Annotated in this window: 14 protein-coding genes; 5 read left to right on the plus strand and 9 right to left on the minus strand. The window is 71.7% G+C overall.

Annotated features, from left to right (window positions below):
- Positions 1-33: 33 nt before the first annotated feature.
- Complete coding sequence (locus tag FJ309_05370) at positions 34-1341, minus strand: DUF1501 domain-containing protein (protein ID MBM3954029.1); 1308 nt, start codon at positions 1339-1341, stop codon at positions 34-36.
- 249 nt (positions 1342-1590) lie between these two features.
- Positions 1591-2970, minus strand: a complete 1380-nt coding sequence (locus tag FJ309_05375; protein ID MBM3954030.1) for an excinuclease ABC subunit UvrC — start codon at positions 2968-2970, stop codon at positions 1591-1593.
- Positions 2971-3029: 59 nt separating this feature from the next.
- Here FJ309_05375 and FJ309_05380 point away from each other — a divergent pair, with 59 nt between their 5' ends.
- Together FJ309_05380 and FJ309_05385 are read left to right on the plus strand one after the other, a co-directional pair.
- A complete protein-coding gene (locus tag FJ309_05380) occupies positions 3030-5333 on the plus strand; it encodes a hypothetical protein (GenBank protein MBM3954031.1) in 2304 nt (767 codons plus the stop codon).
- A gap of 279 nt (positions 5334-5612) precedes the next feature.
- Entirely contained in the window at positions 5613-6827 is a 1215-nt protein-coding gene (locus FJ309_05385) for an ATP-binding protein (protein MBM3954032.1), read from the plus strand.
- A 41-nt stretch (positions 6828-6868) separates the two neighbouring features.
- Here the strand turns inward: FJ309_05385 and FJ309_05390 are convergent, their stop codons facing one another.
- The 4 genes from FJ309_05390 to FJ309_05405 all read right to left on the minus strand — a co-directional run bounded on the left by FJ309_05390 (position 6869) and on the right by FJ309_05405 (position 12708).
- On the minus strand, positions 6869-8266 hold the full coding sequence (locus FJ309_05390; protein ID MBM3954033.1) for a sulfatase: 1398 nt from the start codon (positions 8264-8266) through the stop codon (positions 6869-6871).
- Positions 8263-9639 (minus strand): YHYH protein, encoded by a 1377-nt coding sequence (locus FJ309_05395; GenBank protein ID MBM3954034.1) that lies wholly within the window; start codon positions 9637-9639, stop codon positions 8263-8265. Before FJ309_05395 ends, FJ309_05390 begins: the two co-directional genes overlap by 4 nt.
- Complete coding sequence (locus tag FJ309_05400) at positions 9636-10739, minus strand: hypothetical protein (protein MBM3954035.1); 1104 nt, start codon at positions 10737-10739, stop codon at positions 9636-9638. The genes FJ309_05395 and FJ309_05400 overlap by 4 nt, the downstream gene beginning before the upstream one ends.
- Before the next feature lie 100 nt (positions 10740-10839).
- Positions 10840-12708, minus strand: a complete 1869-nt coding sequence (locus FJ309_05405; protein ID MBM3954036.1) for a phospho-sugar mutase — start codon at positions 12706-12708, stop codon at positions 10840-10842.
- A 130-nt stretch (positions 12709-12838) separates the two neighbouring features.
- Here FJ309_05405 and FJ309_05410 point away from each other — a divergent pair, with 130 nt between their 5' ends.
- On the plus strand, positions 12839-14179 hold the full coding sequence (locus FJ309_05410) for a phosphoglucosamine mutase (protein ID MBM3954037.1): 1341 nt from the start codon (positions 12839-12841) through the stop codon (positions 14177-14179).
- 14 nt (positions 14180-14193) lie between these two features.
- Here FJ309_05410 and FJ309_05415 read toward each other — a convergent pair whose 3' ends face one another.
- Entirely contained in the window at positions 14194-15378 is a 1185-nt protein-coding gene (locus FJ309_05415) for a LysM peptidoglycan-binding domain-containing protein (protein ID MBM3954038.1), read from the minus strand.
- A gap of 278 nt (positions 15379-15656) precedes the next feature.
- Here FJ309_05415 and FJ309_05420 point away from each other — a divergent pair, with 278 nt between their 5' ends.
- On the plus strand, positions 15657-17099 hold the full coding sequence (locus FJ309_05420; GenBank protein ID MBM3954039.1) for a S41 family peptidase: 1443 nt from the start codon (positions 15657-15659) through the stop codon (positions 17097-17099).
- Here FJ309_05420 and FJ309_05425 read toward each other — a convergent pair.
- A complete protein-coding gene (locus tag FJ309_05425) occupies positions 17057-18442 on the minus strand; it encodes a bifunctional folylpolyglutamate synthase/dihydrofolate synthase (GenBank protein ID MBM3954040.1) in 1386 nt (461 codons plus the stop codon). The two genes, FJ309_05420 and FJ309_05425, sit on opposite strands and share 43 nt — an antisense overlap.
- Positions 18443-18460: 18 nt before the next feature.
- Here FJ309_05425 and FJ309_05430 point away from each other — a divergent pair, with 18 nt between their 5' ends.
- On the plus strand, positions 18461-19744 hold the full coding sequence (locus FJ309_05430; GenBank protein MBM3954041.1) for a hypothetical protein: 1284 nt from the start codon (positions 18461-18463) through the stop codon (positions 19742-19744).
- Between the two features lie 165 nt (positions 19745-19909).
- Here FJ309_05430 and FJ309_05435 read toward each other — a convergent pair.
- A partial coding sequence (locus FJ309_05435) for an acetyl-CoA carboxylase carboxyl transferase subunit beta (protein MBM3954042.1) occupies positions 19910-20075 on the minus strand: 166 nt, incomplete at its 5' end.

Consider the following 20075-nt stretch of genomic DNA (forward strand, 5'->3'; position numbering starts at 1 on the left):
GGGCTCGGCATGGCGGAAACGGTCGGCACCCGGTCAGGCGAGGAGATCCTTGCGCACGCTGCCGCCGTCGACGATCTCGATCGGACGGTTGCCGGGGGCCATCAGTTCCTTCTCGGCGACGATTCCCAGGCAGTGGTAGACGGTCGTCGCCAGATCCTCGATCGACAGGGCGCGGTCGGCCGGCTCGGCGGCGATCGCGTCGGAACTGCCATACACCTGCCCGGCGCGGATCCCGCCGCCGGCCAGCACGACGCTGAACACCTTGGGCCAGTGGTCGCGGCCGGCGTCGTTGTTGATCTTCGGGGTCCGGCCGAATTCGCTCGACACCATCACCAGCGTCGATGCCAGGAGGCCGCGCTGCTCGAGGTCGGTGATCAGGGCGGCGAACGCCTGATCGAACGGGGGCAGCGTGCGCGTCATGTTGTCGCGGATCTTCTGGTGCATGTCCCAGCCGCCGTACGACAGCGTCACGAAGCGGACACCGGCCTCGACCAGCCGGCGGGCGAGCAGCATCCGCTGTCCCGCCTGGTTGCGGCCGTACCGGTCGCGCATCGCGGCCGGCTCGGCGGCGATGTCGAACGCCGCCCGGGCGTCCGCCGAACTGACAAGGTCGTAGGCCCGTTGGTAGAAGGCATCCATCGCCGCGAGGTTCTCGGCCGACTCCTCGAGCCGCTGGAAGTGCCGGCCGACGACGTCGCGGAGCCGCTGCCGGGTGGCGAACCGGGGGGCATCGACGCCGGAGGGGAGCGCCAGATCGCGGACCTTGAACGAATCGTCTGCCGGGTCGGAGCCGATCGAGAACGGACCGTAGCCGCTGCCGAGGTAGCCGGCGCCGGCGTCGGGCGCGGGGACCCGCGGGATGCAGACGTAGGGGGGCAGGGCGGCACGCGGCCCGAGCTCGTGCGACACCACGCTGCCGAGGCTCGGGAACGTGAGCGCCGGGCTCGGGCGGTAGCCCGTGAACATGTTGTGGGTGCCGCGCTCGTGGGCCGCCTCGCCGTGGGTCATCGAGCGGACGACCGTGAGCCGGTCGGCGATCGCACCGGTCTTGGAGAGCAGTTCGTTGAACTGCACGCCGGCCAGCGCCGTGTCGATCGCCTTCATGTCACCCCGGTATTCGACCGGGGCGAGGGGCTTGGGGTCGAACGTCTCCTGCTGGGCCCAGCCTCCCGGTAGCCAGATCTGGATCACGCTCCGCGCGGTGCCCTCGAAGTGGCTGAACGCCTTGGCGTCGGCCCGCGCGGCCTGGAGCCGGAAGAAGTTGCCCAGCGACAGACCCAATCCTCCGAGGCAGCCGACCTGGAGAATCGACCGACGATCGATGACCGGATGCTGGCCCATCAGGGCCGCCCGCTGCGCTTCCATCGATTGTCCCCCCAGGGAAAACCCCCGGCTGTTCACCGGTCTGTCCCCGCGGCCGTACCGCCGCGCGACGAGGCCGATTCGGTGATTTATAGATCGGCCGTCACAGCCGCTCCACTCCTGGAAGGGGGTACAGCGTTGCCTCGCATCCTCCCAACCACCGTGGCACCCGTGCCGCAACCCGTTTCCCGGCGTCGGGATGGGGCTTGGGCGCGGGGGGCGTGACGGTCAGTCGTCGTCGCCGAGGGTCCGCCGGCGGCGCAGGAAATGATGATAGTGCTGGGCGAAGCGGTGGGCCTCGTCGCGGACGTACTCGAGCAACCGCAGGGAGTAGGCGTCGCGGGAGAGGCGCAGCGGCTCCCCCTTCCCCGGCAGGAAGATCTCCTCCTCGCGCTTGGCCAGCGAGATCACGCACGGGGCTTCGATCCCCAGCGACTCCAGGGCGTCGAGGGCCGCACTCAACTGCCCCTTCCCGCCGTCGACGAGGAACAGGTCGGGCAGCGACGCCCCCTCGCGGACGAGGCGCGAGAAGCGCCTCGCGACCACCTCGTGGATGCTCTTGAAATCGTCGATGCCGTCGACGGTCCGGATCCGGTAGCGCTTGTAGCCCGGTTTGAACGGCAAGCCGTCGATGAATTGCACCAGGCTCGCCACGGTCTCGTTGCCCGCGAGGTGGGCGATGTCGACCCCCTCGATGATCCGTGGCGGGGCGGCGAGGCCGAGGACTTTGGCGAGGCCGGCGAGCCCCTTCTTCGGGTCGACGAGGAACACCTCCGGTTGGACGTGGTCCTCGAGATCGCCGCGCTCGTCGAGCGTCTCGAGGAGCCGGATCTCGTCGCGGAGCCGTGCGGCGCGCTCGAACTCGAGCCTGCCCGACGCCTCGAGCATCTCGCGTTGCATCTCCTCGAGCAGTTTGCCGCGGCCCCCCTCGAGGAACGTCCGCAGCCGCTGGATGTCGCGCCGGTACTCCTCCTTCGAGATCCGCAGGTTGCACGGTGCGGTGCACTGGCCGATCGACGCCAGCAGGCAGGGGCGGAACCAGCGCCACTGCGGATCGTCGGCGTCGATGTCGAGCGTGCAGGTGCGGAACTTGAAGATCCGCTGGAGGACGACGATCGCTCCACGCAGGCTCCCGGCGCTGGTGAACGGACCGTACAGCTTGGCCCCCTTGCGCCGCGGGGTGCGCGTGAACTCGACGCGTGGATAGTCCTCGTGGGTGGTGATCTGCAGGTAGGGAAAGGTCTTGTCGTCCTTGAGGTCGGAGTTGAAGCGCGGCTGGACGTCCTTGATGAGCCGGCTCTCGAGCAGCAGGGCGTCGACCTCGCTGTCGGCCTCGAGGTAGTCGGCATCACGGATCTCGGCGACGAGGTCGGCGGTGCGCCGGTCGAGCTCGGCGGCGCGGAGGAAGTAGCTGCCGGCGCGAGCGCGGAGGTTCTTCGCCTTGCCGACGTAGATCACGCGCCCGGCGGCATCCTTGAACAGGTACACGCCGGGGCGCTGCGGGAACTGGCGGACCTTCAGCGCGGCCACGCCGAATCCGCCCGTCGCGGCGTCGGCGTCGGTGTCTGCCGGGGTGGTCTCGCGCGCGTCGGGCGGGGAATCATCCATGCCCGATTGTAGGGGGCGCAGCGGCTCATGCCTTCCACCGCAACGGCCGCTGGAACGCGATGCTACATTGCCCGGGGGAACGACCGGGTGAGGAGCACGGTGAACCGCCGAGAACCCGGGCGATGCGGCGAGGGGCGATAGCCATGGATGACCCGACACAGCAACACACCTCGCGGTCACCGCACCGTTCGGGCCTTGCTCCCGGGAGCCCGTCCGCGGCGGCCGGCGGACCGACGGTTCCCGTCGAGTCCACCGCCGTCGGCGCCGCGGACGGTGCCGACGTGACCACGCCGCTGTCTCCCCCGACGCAGCAGCTGGCCGGAGGAGCGCCGTCGGCGTCGGTCGCATGGACCGCCGCCGACGAAGCGACGGTCGCCGGGGCCGCCAGGACCGTGGCGCAACCTGTCTCGGCGGCGATCGCAACGGGGCAATCCCCCGACGCAGCCACCGCCGCCGACGTGACGACGCCCGTCATGCCGTCGGGAGCCGCGTCGCCGCCAGGAAATACCGCTGCGGGCATGACGCAGCGCGAAGATCCGTTCGTGACCGTGAAGGACCGGCCCGTTCCCGCGCGGCCCGCGAGCCTGCCCCCTGGCCGGCCGAACCCGACCCATCCCTACGAGGCCAACGACGAGATCCTGCCGGGCTACCGGTTGCTCGTGCTGCTCGGCCGCGGCGGCTTCGGCGAGGTCTGGAAGGCGCGGGGACCGGGAGGCACCGAGGTGGCGATCAAGGTCCTCGCCAACCTCGACTCGAGCACCGGCCTCAAGGAATACCGCTCGCTGCAGCGGATCAAGCTCATCCGCCACGCCCACATCGTCTTGCTCCAGGGGGTGTGGCTCAAGGACCGCCAGGCGCGGATCCTCTCCGAGGAGGCGATGGAGGCGTTCGAGCACTCCCTCACCAAGGCACCGACGGTGTCGCTGGCGGCGACGCACGGGTCGCTCGAGCTGATCACCGTCATGGGGCTCGGCGACGAGACGCTCGACGCGCGGCTGAAGCGGGCCGGCGCCGCTGGCCTGCCGCGCGAGCAAGTGCTGGCATGGATGCTCGAGGCGGCCCGTGGCCTCGACTTTCTCAACGATCCGCGCAAGCGCCCCGGAGCGGGCAGCCAGGCGATCCAGCACTGCGACATCAAGCCGCAAAACATCCTCCTCGTCGGCGACATCGCCCAGATCTGCGACCTCGGCCTGGCCCGGTTCCAGGATTCCCACACCCAGGAGATCTTCGCCAGCCTCCCCTGGGCCGCCCCCGAACTGCTCGACGGCAATGCCGTCGCGACCACCGACCAATACTCGCTGGCCGTGACGACGATGCAGATGATCACCGGCCGCCTCCCCTATCCCCACGGGCCCAACGGCCAACCGATCGCCGCCGAGATCCGCAAGGCGAAGACGACCGGCGAGCTCGACTTTTCGGGCTGGTCGGCCGCCGAGGCCAAGATCCTGCGGATGGCGACGGCGATCGACCCCGAGAAGCGGTTTCAAAGCTGCGAGGAGTTCGTCAAGTCGCTCCGCCTCGCCGGCCGCGGCGACAAGACGGAGCGCCTCGTCGCGGGCATGAAGACGGCGCCGATCGCCGCGCCGGCCGCCGCCACGGTCGCCCATCCGGCGGCGCCGCGCCCGGCCGCGATCCCTGCGGGCAAATGGCTCGCCGCCGGTCTCGGCGCGGCCGGGGTGACGGCGGCGCTGGCCGCGGCCGTCGCCCTGTGGAGGCCGTCGTCGGAGCCGACGCCGTCGCTCTCCGAGTCTTCTTCGGGTGCGGGATCGTCGGGCTCGGGATCGTCAGACGTGTCCGTGCCGAAGTCCGACAAGGGTGGTAGTGGTATCCCCGCTTCCGAGTCGTTATCGGCCGAGGCGAAGAAGTACCACGGTGCGTATGTGGCCGCTGAGAACGAAATGACCACGCCGGGATCGGCGAAGAGGGGAATCGAGGCGCTTCGACCACTTGTCAAACTGTTTGAGCAGGATCCGAGTTTGGAGGTCCCGAATTTCCAGTTGGATCAACAGGGGCGCGAGATCCCTACCGCGACAATGTTCACAAGCCACGACGCGATCGTGACGCTGGCCTACCTGCTCGGCATGAAAGGCGATGCCACCCGGGGCGACCTCGAATATGGATTGACGCTCGCTCAAAAGGCGGTGGATACCGCGGCCAGCGCTGGCGAAAAGGCCAACGCGTACGACACCCTGGGGGTCGTGAGGGCCCATGCCGGCGATTGGGACCGCGCGGTCGAGGCGATGCGGGAAGCGGTCAAGCTGGTCGAGCGGAGCGGGGAAGACCCGGAGCCGTTCCATGCGAAGCTCCGTGCGTTCGAAAAACAGTCGTTCGACTGGCCGGGAAAGCAAGTCGACTGGCGCTGAGCCGGTCGGTGGCGGAAGAAAAGGCCCGTCAACGGCTGTTCCGCAGAGGTTTCCGAGATGGTGAGCGGCACGTGAGCCCAGGGCTCAGTCTTCCGTGGCCCAAGCAGGCGTTCCCGGAGCGGCTGGCGTACCCCTCGGAGCGGCACTTTTCCGGGGTCGGAGCGGAGTCTCTCCGTGGCCGGGTACCCGGCGGCTCCGTTGCCGCCTCGCGTTCGGCATGGCTCACAGCCTGTGGATGTCGTGCGCGGGCAGCGCATCCATGCAATAATACTCAGCATAATGAGTAATTCGCAGAAACCCGGTTTTCACCGACCGCAAGCCGCGGTTTTGACCGCCAGGCTGCGGGAGCCCCGCCGCTTTCTCCAGATCGTCACCGGCCCCCGGCAGGTGGGGAAGACAACGCTGGTGGAGCAGGCGGTCGCTGACGTGGATCGGCCGAGCCTGACCGTCTCCGCAGACGAACCGACGCTCCGCGACACCGCGTGGCTCTCGGCCCAGTGGGAGCGGGCGCGGCTGCTTGCTCGGGAGCATGCGAACACCGCCACCCTCGTGATCGACGAGGTGCAGAAGGTCTCCGGATGGTCGGAGACCGTCAAGTGGCATTGGGACGAGGATACCCGCCGTGGCATCGACCTGAGGGTCGTGCTGCTGGGCTCGGCGCCCCTGTTGATCCGACGAGGCCTCTCCGAAAGTCTCGCCGGACGGTTCGAGACGGTGCCACTGCCGCATTGGTCGTTCGCCGAGATGCGGGCCGCTTTTGCCTTCACGCTCGAAGACTATCTGTTCTTTGGCGGCTATCCCGGGGCAGCCGCGCTGGTCGGCGATCTGGGGCGGTGGCGACGCTACGTGCTCGACGCGCTCGTCGAAACGACCGTGGGGCGTGACATCCTGCTCATGTCGCGGGTCGACAAGCCGGCGCTCCTGCGCAGGCTCTTCGAACTCGGCTGCCGGTCGTCGGGACAGATTCTCTCGTACACGAAGATGCTCGGTCAGCTGCACGATGCCGGCAACACGGTCACGCTCGCCCACTACCTCGATCTGTTGTCGGGGGCGGGCATGCTGACGGGGTTGCAGAAGTACGCGACTCATCCCGCCCGTCGCCGCGGATCGAGCCCGAAGCTACAGGTCTTCAACACGGCTCTCCTGTCCGCCGTGAGCGACGCTCGTCCGGCGGACATGCATGGCGATGCCGATTTCCGCGGCCGGCTCGTGGAGTCGGCGGTCGGCAGCCACCTCGTCAACGCCCAGGCAGCGGGACTCTGCCAAGTTCATTATTGGCGGGACCGCGGCAGGGAGGTCGACTACGTCGTGACGGATGGCCGGACACTCCTGACCATCGAAGTGAGGAGCGGACGGCGGCGTGATGCCCTGCCAGGCCTCTCGGCATTCCACGACGCCTTCGGGCCGGGGCGTCGGCTACTGGTCGGCGGCGACGGCATGCCGGTCGACTCGTTCCTCGAAACCCCCGTCGCGGAGCTGTTGCGGGCTGACTGAACGAACGAGCACATCCGTCTCCCGCGTCGCGTGGGCGTCGTTCACGGTCGGCATTGCCGCCGGGGCCGCGCAGGGCCTCGGCTGCCGCGACGACCACCCTGTCCGGGGCGCGGTCCCTGCCCTGGCCCACGACCGCCGCGCTGGTCTCCCTGGGGGCCGCCGCGGGCCCGCTGGGCCGACGGGTCGTAGGCCGGGTTGGCCTCGGCAGGGATGAAGGCCCCGGTGCGGCGCTGCCAGTCGTGGAGCGCCTCGGTCAGCGCGGCGGCGTCGTCCGGGCGCTGGTCCGACAGATCGCGGCTCTCCGCCGGGTCGGCGGCGAGGTCGTAGAGCTCGCGGCGGCCACCGTCCTCGAAAAACTCCACGAGCTTGAGATCCCCGTCGCGGATGGCGCTGGCCGGCGGTGAACCGCCGACGTAACAGGGAAAGTGCCAGAACAGCCGGCGCGGTACGAGCGTGCCGCCGGCGAGCAGCGGCCGGAGGCTCTGGCCGTCGAGGCCGTGGCCGGCCGGTGGGCTTTTGCCGGCCAGGTCGAGGAGGGTCGGGTAGATGTCGATGCTCGACACGGGGTCAGCGACGCGTCGGCCGCCGCGGATCCCCGGGTTGGCGATCACCAGCGGCACGCGGATGCCGCCTTCGTAGAGTTGCCCCTTGCCACCGCGCAAGGGCGCGACGTATTCACGCGTGCCGCCGTTGTCGGAGGTGAAGATCACCACCGTGTCGTCGGCGAGATTCAACCGTTCGACCGCGGCGAGGACACGGCCGATGGCGGCATCGACGTCGGCGACCGTCGCGGCGAGCGCCGGATCAGGGCGCGGCTCGCCGGCCGGAGCGGCGCGGTCGCGCCACGCCGCCAGGGTGTCGGGGCGCGGGTTCAGCGGCGCGTGGACGGCATGGTCGGCGAAAGAGACGAAAAACGGACGCGCGCGGTTGGTCTCGATGAAGGCGATCGCCTCGTCGGCGAGCCGATCGGAGAGAAACCGTCCCTGGTCGTCGAGGTATTCGTCCTTGCCGAAGCCGATCGTCTCCGGAAACACCACCCGCCCGAAGCCCTGGCCCTCGGGCGTCGTCGGGCCGCGGCGGCCGCGGCCGAGGTTCCACATCCCGAGAAACTGGCTGGTGTATCCGGCCCCTGCCAGCGCCTCGGGGATCGTCACCACCTCCGTCGGCATGTCCGACTTGCTGTCGGCAGCGAGCAGTTTGTGCCAGGCCGAACCGCGCGGCTGCCGTGGGTCGACGACGGTGTACACGCCGTGGCGCGGCGTCCACTGCCCCGACAGGAGGCAGGCGCGCGTCGGCGCGCAACTGGGAGCGCTGGCGTACGCCTGCGTGAACACCACGCCGCGGGCGGCGAGGCGGTCGAGATGGGGGGAAGCGACGAACCGATTCCCCATGAAGCCGACGTCGCGCCAGCCCATGTCGTCCATCAGGAACAGGATCACGTTCGGCGGGCGCCCGTCGGGGGCTTCGTGCCAGAGCGTGACGGCGTAGGATCGGGTGCCAGTCGGACCCTCGGACCACTGGACGGGGGGCGAAACCTTGGCCCCGTCGCAGGTGAACTCGACCGGTAACCGGCCGTCGGCGCCGACCGCCGGCGAGCTGACGACGAGCGTCGCGGCGTCAGTCGCGCGGCCCGCGGTGGCGGGGGCGGTTGTCGGGCGTCGCGCGGAGGAGGCCGGTCGCCACGCCCCGGGGGCGGTCCTCCCGGTCCCTCGCCGCCGCCACGGCGCGGATCCTGGCCGCGCGGTGGCGGGCGGTCGCCGTCGCGCGGTGGCCCCTGGCCGGGGCCCCGGCCGCGCGGACGGGCGTCCTCGGTCTTCACCCGTCCGTTCGGGTCGGTGTAGCGAAAGCTCACCGCACCATCGGCGCCGAGCACGTACTCGACCGTCCCCTGCCGACCACCGACCTGGTACGTCAGCTTCCGCGCCGTCGACGACGTGAATTCGAAACCGACGATCTCGGCCCCCTTGAGCGGCGGCAGCGCCTCGCGCACGCCGCGCGCCCGGGGCTGCGGATCGACCTGGCCGTCACGCTCGGTCACCTCGCCGTGGAACGCGCCGATGAGGTACGGGTAGGTGTCGGCGGCATGGTAGTGGTAGCCGATGACCGGGTCGTCGTGGCCGTGGCAGGCGTCGAGCGGCTTGACCGGGGAACCGTCGGGCTCGACCAGGCCGTACACCGGATAGCCGTCGAGCGCCCAGGCGACCGGCTTGCCCTTGCCGACGACCTTCTCCAGGTGCACCGGCGCCACGTGGTAGTGGTAGTCGTCGGCACGGCCGCAATGGCCGCCGAAGTCGTCGAGCTCGCCGATCGCCTTGGAATCCTCGCCGCGGTTGTTGAGTGGATTGAAGATCGGGATCCCGTTGACCGCGACGGCGATCGCCCCGCGGAGGAAGCGGTTGCGGGTCGACGCCGGGGTCTTCGCCGGACGGGGATGGAGCGGGATCGGCCAGGCGTTGTCGCCGGTGTAGGGCTGAGGGAGCGGCACTTGCTGCTGCCAGGCACGGATCCCGACCATCAACGGATGGTCCGGCACGCCGTCGCTTTCGACGTAGAAGAAGCGGTCGTCGCGGCGCGTGGCGACGGCACCGGTGGCGACGAACGGCGCGAATGCGGCGGCGATGTCGGGGTCGACCGCCCGCCGCGCGGCGACGAGCCGGATCGGGGTGGCGGTCGCACGGGCGGCGCGCCGTGCGGCGAACGGGTTCGCGACGGGATCGTCGCCGTGACCCTCCGGATGGGCGCCGGCCCTCCCGGCGACGAGCGTCGCCCCGACGAGGACCAGGGTACCGACTGCCGACGCGATCGATTTCATTCCGGTCCCTTTCGCTGGCTCTTTCCCGGTGCGTTTCCTTTTCCCGGTCCGCCACCGGGAGCCGCCTGGCCGCCGCGGCCTCCTCGCCCCCCCTGCTTGCGCGGCGGGGGAGGGGCTGCCGGATCGAAGTCGGGGTTGGTTTTTGGCATCCGGGCATCGACCGCGGCCAGGTAGCCCTCGAGCCGTCCGACGAGCTCTTTGACGGTGTCGCCGCGCGTTCCGGTGAGACCGAGGCGGTCGATCGCGTCGAGCACGCGGCCGACGCCGGTGTCGAGATCCTCGGTGATCGCCGCACGCTCCACCTGGCGCCCGGCACCGTCGGCAGCGGCGTATTTCCGCTTCGTCGCCTCGAGAGCGTTTTCCGGCGCGTGGAGCGCGTTCCAGGAGAGCTGCACGTAGAACGGCTTCCGCGCGTCGCGGGCCTTCTTGATGAACTCCTCGGCCCGCGCCGCCATCCCGAAGATGTCGACGGGGTTGGGATCGGTGAACTTGTACGCCTGCTCGTTGCCGATGTCGCCGTCGTGCTCGTCGTAGCCGTGGGCCCCCGGACCGCCGCCGCCGATGTGCCACTTGCCGGAGTGGGCGGTGGTGTAGCCCGCCTCGTGGAGCAGCTCGGCAAACGTCACGCGGCCGGCGGGGATGTCGCGGATGTCGCGCGGTTCGACGAGCCTGTGGCCCGTCTCCGGCGGCGCGGCCTTGGTCCAATGGAGCGCCGCCGGCGTGCGCCCGCATTGGATGCTGATCCGCGACGGCGAGCAGACCGGCGCCGGTGCGTAGGCGTCGGTGAAGCGCATCCCCTGCCGGGCGAAGGCCTCGAGCCGCGGTGTCTGGAACAGCTCGCTCTTCGACCCGGCGATGTCGGGCGCCATCGCCACCGACAGGCCGTCCCAGCCCTGGTCGTCGGCGAGCATGAGGACGATGTTCGGCTGACGCGGCGGCGCCGCTGACAGCGCCGTGGCACACCCGGCGAGGAGGATGGCGACGGCGAGGTCGGGGATTCGGCTCATCGGTCGGCACCTCCCTGGCCGTTCGGCGGCCGCGTGCCGCCGCGCTACTGCCACTGCGGCGAGGAGCGGAAGCGAGGGACGGCAAACGGGCATCGGAAACGGTCTCCTGGCTGCCAGTGGAGCGCTGGTGAGCGATCCGGAGATTCCTTATCCGCGGGGGACGAATCGTGACGCCGCCCCGGCCGGCCGCCCGTCAGACGCCGGCCACCGAGCGCAACTCCCGTTCGAGGGCGTCGAGACGGGCCTGGAGGCGCTGGCGCGTGGCCGTCAATTCACCGGCCGGCCCCGGCGGGGCGACGGCGAACAGGTAGAGTTTGATCTTCGGCTCGGTCCCCGAGGGGCGGGCGGCGACGGCGTTGCCGAGTGGCGGGAATCGGCCATCGCGCTGCGATCCGGCGTCTTGCAGCCCGGCGAGGTCGAAGATCACGAGGTCCCCCGGATGACCGACGAACGGTCGCGGCGGCTCTCCTGGCCGAACGGTCGTGAGCGTGCCGTGATCGCGGATCCGGACCACGTCGAGGCCCCCGAGCGAGCGCGGCGGGGTGGCCCGCAGCGTCGCCATGATCTGCCGCATCCGCTCCATCCCCGCCGCACCGGGCAGCGTGATCGACACCTGGCGCTCGAGGTGGCAGCCGTGGGTGACGAACAGGTCGGCGAGGCGCCGGTGGATCGACCGGCCCGCGGCCTTCTCGACCGCGGCCAGTTCCGCCATGAACAGCGCCGCGGCGGCGGCGTCCTTGTCGCGGACGTGCGTGCCCCCCTGGTAGCCGTGCGACTCCTCGCAGCCGAACACGAATCGCTCCGGGCCGATCCTGTCGATCTCCCGGCCGATCCACTTGAAGCCCACCTGGAGGTCGTCGATCACCGCCGCGCCGTGGCTCTCGGCGACGCGGCGCACCAGCCCGGTGGTGACCAGCGTGGTGATCACCGTGTCGGTCGGGCGCTGCAGGCCCCGCGCGGTGCGCGTGGCGAGGACATGGTCGGCAAGCAAGGCGCCGAGCTGATTGCCGGTGAACGCCTCCCACTCGCCGCCGGGGGCGTGCGGCGCCGCGGCGCCGAGCCGGTCGCAGTCGGGATCGCTGGCGAGGACCAGATCGTCTCCCTCCCGCACCGCCTCGGCGATCGGCCCCGACAGGACGTGGGGATTTTCCGGATTGGCGACGTGGCCGGGCACGTTGGGGAAATCGCCGTCCGGACGCTCGTGGGGGGCGAACACGCGCAGCCGGGTGAAGCCGGCACCGTGGAGCACGGGCACGACGGCGGTCGCACCGACGCCGTGGAGCGGGGTGTAGAGGATCGACACGTCGCGCGGGCCCGGAGACGCCTGGCGGAGCTCCGCGGCGAGGAACGCCGCATCGATCTCCTCCTCGACGAACCGCACCCGACCCGCCGCCACACCGGCGTCGAACGGCTCGCGGCGGACGGTGTCGACGCCCATCACGCGCTCGATGATCCCCTTGTCGTGCGGCGGCAGCACCTGCACGCCACCGGCCCAGTAGACCTTGACGGCGTTGTCTGACGGCGGGTTGTGGCTGGCGGTCACCATGATCCCGCAGGTGGCACCGGTGTGGCGGACGGCGAACGACAGTTCGGGCGTGCTGCGGTGGCCGCGGAGGAACGAGATGCGGAATCCGGCGGCCAGCAGGACCTCGGTGCACAGCCGCGCGAAGTGCTCGGAGCGGTGGCGGGTGTCGTAGGCGATCGCGCAACTCGGCTCGACACCCGGCTCCACGACCGAGCGCACGTAGTCGGCCAGGCCCTGGGCGCTCTCGCCGATCGTGCGGTCGTTGATGGCATTGGACCCGACGGGAAACATCACCCCGCGCCGCCCGCCGGTGCCGAACGGGATCACCGTCCAAAACACGTCGTCGAGCTTCTTCCAGCCGGCCGGATCGACGCCTGCCGCCTCGACGAGGCGTGCCAGTTCGGCGGCGAACTCGCCGTAGCGCGGCGCGGTCAGCCAGGTGCGGATCGTGGCGGCGGAATGGTCGGTGATCTGCCCGGCGGCGTGGGCGACGGCGACGGCTTCGAGATGGCGCGCGAATGGCTCGGCGACGGGCATCGGGCATGGCCTCGGATGGGGGGCGGCGGGCGGAAGGCAGGCTTTTATACTGCCCGCGGTCGTATCCTGACCGCTCGTCCACGATCCCACCAGCATCGTCATCCGGGAGCCGCCGCTTGTGGCCGAGCCGCTGATCGTCAGCGTGTCGGGATTGCGCGGCGTGGTCGGCGAGTCGCTCACGCCGGCGGTCGCGGCGCGCTACGCCCAGGCGTTCGCCGCGACCCTGCCCCCTGGGCCGGTCGTCGTCGGCCGTGACGGCCGCGAGCATGGCCCGGCGCTCGTCGCCGCCATCGTCGAGGCGCTGTGCGCGGTCGGACGCGACGTGCTCGACTGCGGGATCGCGCCGACCCCGACGGTGGGAATCGTGGTCCGTGAGCACCACGCCGCCGGTGGGATCCAGGTCACCGCGAGCCACAATCCGCCGCGCTACAACGGCATGAAGCTGTTCGCGGCGGCGGGCCGCGTCCTCACCCGGGAGGCGGGGGGTGCGGTGCGGAACCTGTTCGAGGCCGACCCGGTCGGCGGTGCCACGCCCGCCGCGCGCGGCACGGTCCGCGCGGTCGACGGCACCGCGGCCCACGTCGCCGCCGTGCTCGCGACCGTCGACGTCGCCGCGATCCGGCGCCGCGCGCCGCGCGTCTGGATCGACTGCTGCCACGGCGCCGGCAGCCGCGTCGCGCTGCCGCTGCTGGCGGCGCTCGGATGCCACGTCGAGGTCGAGGGTGGCGTTCCCGACGGCCACTTCAGCCATCCCCCCGAGCCGATCCGCGTCAACCTCGAGCCGCTGCTGGCCCGGGTCGCGGCCGCCGGCGTCGACGTCGGCTTCTTCCTCGATCCCGACGCCGATCGGCTCGTGATCGTCGACGGTGCCGGTGGCTGGCTCGGCGAGGAGGCGACGTTGGCACTGGCGGTCGACACGGTGCTGCGCCGGTCGCCGGGGCCGGTGGTCGTCAACTGTGCGACAAGCTCGATGACCGCGGTGATCGCGGCGCGCCACGGCGTGGCCTGCCACCTGACCGCCGTCGGCGAGGCGAACGTCGTCGACGGGATGCGCGCCGTCGAAGCGATCATCGGTGGCGAGGGGAACGGCGGCGTCATCGACCCGCGCGTGGTCCTCGTCCGCGACGCCGCCGTGGCGATGGCCCTGATCCTCGGGCGGCTCGCCGAGGGCGCGACCGTCGCCGAGCTGGCCGCGACGCTGCCGAAGCTGGCGATGCTCAAGGAGACCGTCGACCTGCCGGCCGGGGCCGCCGCCCTGGCGGAGGCGGAAGCGCGGCTCGTCGACGCCTTTCCCGAAGCGACCGGCTCGCGTCGTGACGGCTTGCGGCTCGACTGGGACGGTGGCTGGTTGCTCGTCCGCGCGAGCAACACCGAGCCGATCGTGCGCCTCGCTGCCGAGGCGCCGACGCCGGCAGCGGCGGAGGCGGCGATCGCCCGGGCGCGGCGCGCGATCGCGGGCGTGCGCGGCTGACGGTCGGCCGAAAATCAGCGCCGTACCAGGACGTGCGAGCCGGGGCCGAGGATTTCCACCAGCTCGGCGAAGTCGCGCGATGCCACCAGCACCGTCGAGCCGACGGCGCCCGACGCATGGGCGGCCGGATCGTCGACCGCCTCGATCGCCATCCCGTCGGCGAGCACCAGCGTGCGCCGCGCGGCCGGATCGCCGGCGGCGCCGGTCGAGCGGACGTCGACGACCGCCACCGACGCGCCCACCCTGTCGGTGACGGCGCGGCCGATCACCGCCGGGAAGCTGCCGGCGTAGTGGCCCGCCACCTGGAGGCTGAGACGGCCGCGCGAGACGCTGACGACCGCGTCGATCGGCCCTTGGACGAGCTTGACGTGCTCCCCCGGGATGAGCTGGTCGGGGTCGGGGATCCCGTTGATCTTCGCCAGCAGTTGCCAGGGCACCTGGAGCGGGGCGGCGATCGAGTGGAGCGTCTGGCCGGCGCTGACGACGTGGGCCGGGAGAAGGAAATCCTGCTGCGAGTAGATGACCGTCCCGGCGAGCTGGCCGAGGAGCGCGTCGAGGCGCCGAGTCTCCTCGGGACCGAGCGAGGGATCGTCGTACCACACGCTCAGCAGCGACAACGCTTCGGCGTACTGACCGGCGGCGAGCTTGTCGTGGGCGTCGGCCCAGGCGGCGGCGAAGGCCGTCGAGCCGGCGGCGACGGCCGCGGCCTGGCGTGCCGTCGGCAACACGCCGCCGTCCGTCGTCGGCGCCGGGATCGCCGCCGATGGCGGAACCGGAGCCGGTGCGGTCGGTGGGGCGGCAGCCACCGGCGCGGTCATGGGAGGAGGTGGCGCGGGGACGGGAGGAGGCACGGGGGCGGGGGCTGCGGCGCTCGGCGGTGGTGCGGCCTGGGCCTGGAGATAGGTCGGCGACGGCTCCGGCACCGTGGTCCCGGGGGCGGTCGGCTCCGGCGGGGAGGGGGCCGAGGCGGCGAAAATCGGCGCTGCGATGGGCGTCGCGGGCAGATCGACGGCGGCCGGAGCGAGAGGCGCCGAAGCGTCGAGACCGGCCACCGCCGGCGGCGTCGCCGGGCCGCTGCGGACCATCGTCATCGCACCGTAGACGATCATTCCCAGGAGCCCGAGCACCACCAGCGGCTTGACCGTGTCGAGGGGATCGCTGGCGCGGCCGTGCCGGCGGCCTCTGGAACGGTGTGACATGTCTCGGTTCCCGGAAGGCTGGATGGGGCGGGATCGTAGGCTGCGACCGCCGGCCGAACCAGAGCGGTTCGCAGCGAATCCCGGCCGGTCAGGCAAGCTCGGGGAGCCGGGGAGGAAAACGGACCGCTTCCCGGTCGCGGGCCGCTGTATCCCCGGGGGCGACGGTCCCCGACCCGCTCGTGCCGCACGGGCCGTTCTGGTTCCCTCCGGTATCATTGGTCCCGACGTGGCGCGGCCACGCCGTCGGGTGGTCGGGCGGTGGCGACGGGATCGGCACGATGCCCAAGCGGAACCTCGTGACCCTGTTCGTCGTTCCGCTGGTGTGTTTCGTCGCCTGGGCCGCGCGCGACCGGGGCGTCCATGGCCGGCGCTTCGGCGAGGTGCTGGCGAAGATCGAGCGCGGCTACCTCGGGCCGGTCGACGACGCGGCACTGTTCCACCGGGCGATGGATGGCGTGTTCGCCGGTCTCGACGAGCATTCCGCCTACCTCTCCGGCACCGAGATCGACGACCTCGACGCCGATCTCGGCCAGCAGTTCGGCGGAGTCGGATTGCAGTTGGCCGCCGACCCGCGCGACCGGACGATCGTCATCGACGACGTGTTGGCCGGCAGCCCCGCCTGGCGCGAGGGGATCCGCCCCGGTGAGCGGATCGTCTCGGTCGACGGCGAGGCGGCGGCGGGGCGCCCGCTCCGCGAAGTCGTCGCCCGGCTCCGGGGCCGACCACAGACCCGGGTGAACGTCGACCTCGCCCCGCCGCGCGGCGACCCGGCCGCGATGACCGCCGACGACGGCCAGCCCGTGCCGGTGCGCACCGCCACGCTGGCGCGAGAGTTGCTGCGGTCCGAGACGGTCCGTGGCGACCGGCGCCGGGACGACGGCGGCTGGGAGTGGCGCCTCGAGGGGGACGAGCGGGTGGCGCTGGTGCGGATCGCGTCGTTCGGCGAGGGCACAGTCGCCGAGCTCGACGCCGCGCTCGACGCGATCGCTGCGGGAAGCCCACCGCTGACCGGCCTGATCGTCGACCTGCGCGGCAACGGCGGGGGACTGCTGTCGACCGCGATCGAAATCTGCGACCGGTTCCTCGACCGCGGGGTGATCGTCTCGACCCGGTCACGCCCCGCCGGACCGCGGCAGGCGGCGTCGCCGGACAACGTCGACGTCAGGCGAGCCACCGCCGGGGAGCGCCTCGGGGGGGTGCCCGTCGCGGTGCTCGTGGACGGGATGACCGCCAGCGCCGGTGAGATCGTCGCCGCCTGCCTGCAGGACAACGCCCGGTCGATCACGGTGGGGAGCCGCACCTTCGGCAAGGGTACGGTGCAGTCGCTCCTGCCGCTGGGCGACGGGAGCAGCATGATCAAGCTGACCACGGCGGAGTACCTCCGCCCCAACGGAACGACGATCCACCGGCGTCCTCACCACCGCGACGACGACGTCTGGGGCGTATCGCCTGATCCAGCCGGGGCGATCACGCCGACCGGCGAGGTCCAGCACGAACTCCAGTCCTGGCGCCGCGGCCGCGACCGCGTGCCGGCGGGGGCGGCATCGTCCCCGGCGGCCGCCGACCCGGCACTGTCGATGCCGCGCCACGCCGATCCGGTCCTCGGCCGTGCCCTCGCCCTTCTCGACGGCGACGCCCGCCTCGGCACCGCCTCGGCAGGCACCGCGGACCGGTCCGGTCAGCTGCCGAGCAATTCCGCCCGCACCTCGGCGGCGAGGTAGAAGCTCCCGGCGACGCAGATGCTGCCGCGCTTTCCGGCGAGCGCCCGCGCGGCGGCGAGCGCGGCCGACGGCGACTCCGCTTCCGTGGCGTGCCTGAGGCCGACACGGGCGCAGGCGGCGCGGAGACGGGCCCATGATGCCGCCCGCGGGCTCGAGCGGAAGCGCGTGAGGATCACCCGGTCGAAGCAGCCGGCAGCTCCGGCGAGCATCGGCTCGATCTGCTTGTCGTCGCTGACCGCGAACACGAGCACACGCGGCCGCGCCCCCTCGATCACCGGCGCGAGCGTCTCGACGAGGGCCGTGATCGACGCGACGTTGTGGGCGGCATCGACGACGATCAGCGGCCGGCTGCCGAGGACTTCGACCCGGGCCGGAAGCCTTGCCGTGGCCAGTCCCCGGGCGATCGCCTCCTCGGGCACGGCGACACCGAGGGTGTCGAGCCGACGGGCCGCCACCACCGCCAGCGCGGCATTGTCGGCCTGGTGCCGCCCGGGCATCGCCACGGGGTAGTCGCGACGGCCGGGCGCCGCGCCATCGTCCGGTGGCAGCAGCGACAGCCGCCCGGCGCCGAGCCCACGGCCGGGGAGGGAGACGGCTTTGAAATCACGGTCGATCTCGGTGAGCGGCGCCCGGCGGCGCCGGGCCGTTGTGGCGATGACGCGCCGGGCCGCCGGAGCGCGGACGCCGCTGATCACCGGCACGCCACGGCGGATGATTCCCGCCTTCTCGGCAGCGATCTTGCCGACCGTCCGGCCGAGGAGGTGCATGTGGTCGAGGCTGATGCTCGTGATGATCGACAGCACCGGATGGCAGGTGTTGGTGGCGTCGAGTCGCCCGCCGAGTCCCGTCTCCAGAACCGCCACCCGGAGCCGCTCGCGCGCGAAGTGAAGCAGCGCCGCCGCGGTCACGATCTCGAACCAGGTCGGCCCGCGGCCGCCGCGCCGCGCGGCGGAGCGGTCGAGGGCCTCGACCGCCGGCATCACCGTGGCGAACACCCGCGCGAGGTCGCGTTCCGTGATCGGCGTGCCGTCGACGCAGATCCGTTCCTCGAGGCGGTGGACGTGCGGTGAGAGGTAGAGCCCGACACGGTGCCCGGCGGCGCCGAGGATCGCGGCGAGCATCGTGGCGGTCGATCCTTTCCCCTTGGTGCCCGCCAGATGGACCGCGGGAACGCGGTCCTGCGGCTTGCCCAGGGCGGCCAGCAGACGCCGCATGCGTGCCAGGGCGAAGGTGCCTCCGCCGGCCGAAGCGGGCACGACGCGCTCGTGGTTCACCCGCCGATCGAGCCAGGCGACGAGTTCGCCGCGGCTCGGTAGGCGCCCCGATTCGCGCGGTGCGGGCATCTTGCGCAGGCTCCCAGGATGATCCCGTCGGCGAGTGTAGCGGGGCGCGGCGGCGGGGAAGCGGTCTTGATTCCACCCCCCGCCGGCACCGACTCTCCCGCCATGCTCCTCACCCGTTCGCAACCGTGTCGTCCCGCTTCGCCCGTGCCGGCCTTCCGGGCGCTGCGCTGGATCGGTCTCGTGGCCGCGTTCTCGCTCGCCGGCGGAGCGACCGTTCCGGCGACCGAGTTGCTGCCTGCTGCCGGGGAACCACCGCCGGTCATGTACCTTCCCGACCCCGGGGCGACGGGGAGCGTCGCCGGCCTCCCGGCATGGGTCGATCCTGACCGGCCGCCTCACTGGCCACGATGGGAGATTGCCGTCAATGGTCTGGTGATGACCAGAACGATCGGCGCCGGGACCGCGACGATGCAACCGCTGGCCGACGGCCGCCAACTCACCACCGGTGATGCTGCGGCCACCTGGCCCGGCGGCGTCGAGCTGCGCGTCGGGCGCTGGTTCGGCGAACGCCAGCGCCAGGCGCTCGAGGTCGTCTACTGGGGGGTGTACGGGATCGGGTCGTCGGCGGGACTGTCGGCCGCTCCGCCGACGATCATGGCGATCCCCCAGCCCCAGTTCCCGGGGGTCACCGTCGGCGGAGTGCCGGCCACGCTCTGGCTCGACGACGCCTCGGCGCAGGAGCTGGGTCGTACCGACCTGGTCAACAACGTCGAGATCAACTGGATCCTCGCCGGCGGGGAACGCCCCGAATTCCCACCGCGTTCGCAAAGCCTCCACTTCGCCTGGCTGGCCGGCTTCCGCTTCTTCCAAGTCGGTGACACGCTCTCCCTGGTGACGACCGCCGCCGACCCCGCCGCCGGCGCGCTGCTCTTCCAGGTGGCCACCAACAACAACCTGCTCGGTGGCCAACTCGGCGCCCGTCTCGACTGGCGATTCGCGGAGCGCTGGCGGATCGACGTCGTGCCCAAGTTCATGATCGCCGGCAACGCGTTGACCAACACCACCACGCTGTCCGGCCCAGGCGGCACTCCGGCGCTGTTCGCCGGCGGGATCCCCGTCGACGTCCACGCCACGGGAAGCGTGTTCTCCTGGCTGGGGTCGCTCGACGCCGCAGTCGCCTGGGACATCACGGACCGCTGGACGCTGTCGATCGGATACCGCCTGGTCGGCGTCGGCGTCATCGCCCAGGCCGACGGGCAATGGCCCCCGGTGCTCGTCTCACCCGGGGCGCTGGAGACGATTTCCGCCGGCTCCAGCACGCTCGTCCACGGCGGCTTCGCCGGGTTCGTGAGCCGTTTCTGACTGTCCGTGGACAAAGCCCTCCGTGGCCCCGATCGGCCGCGGGTCGGCCGGCTCATTCAGTCCACTCGGGCGACCGCGGAAAACGCCGAGGGTTTCCCGGGTCGCCCTCGGCCGCATCCGGCGGCCGATCACTTTGTCGGCAGCCTGCTCAAGGTCGGGTGGCCGTCAGCCGCCGCAGTAGTCGATCGCCCGGGCGATCTCGCTTTTGAGCTGCGGCCGGGCGACGATCCGGTCGATGAAGCCGTGCTCGAGGAGGAATTCGCTCGTCTGGAACCCCTTCGGCAGTTCGACTCGGATCGTCGCCTTGATCGTCCGCGGGCCGGCGAACCCG

The organism is Planctomycetota bacterium (assembly GCA_016872555.1).
GTDB lineage: Bacteria > Planctomycetota > Planctomycetia > Pirellulales > UBA1268 > F1-20-MAGs016.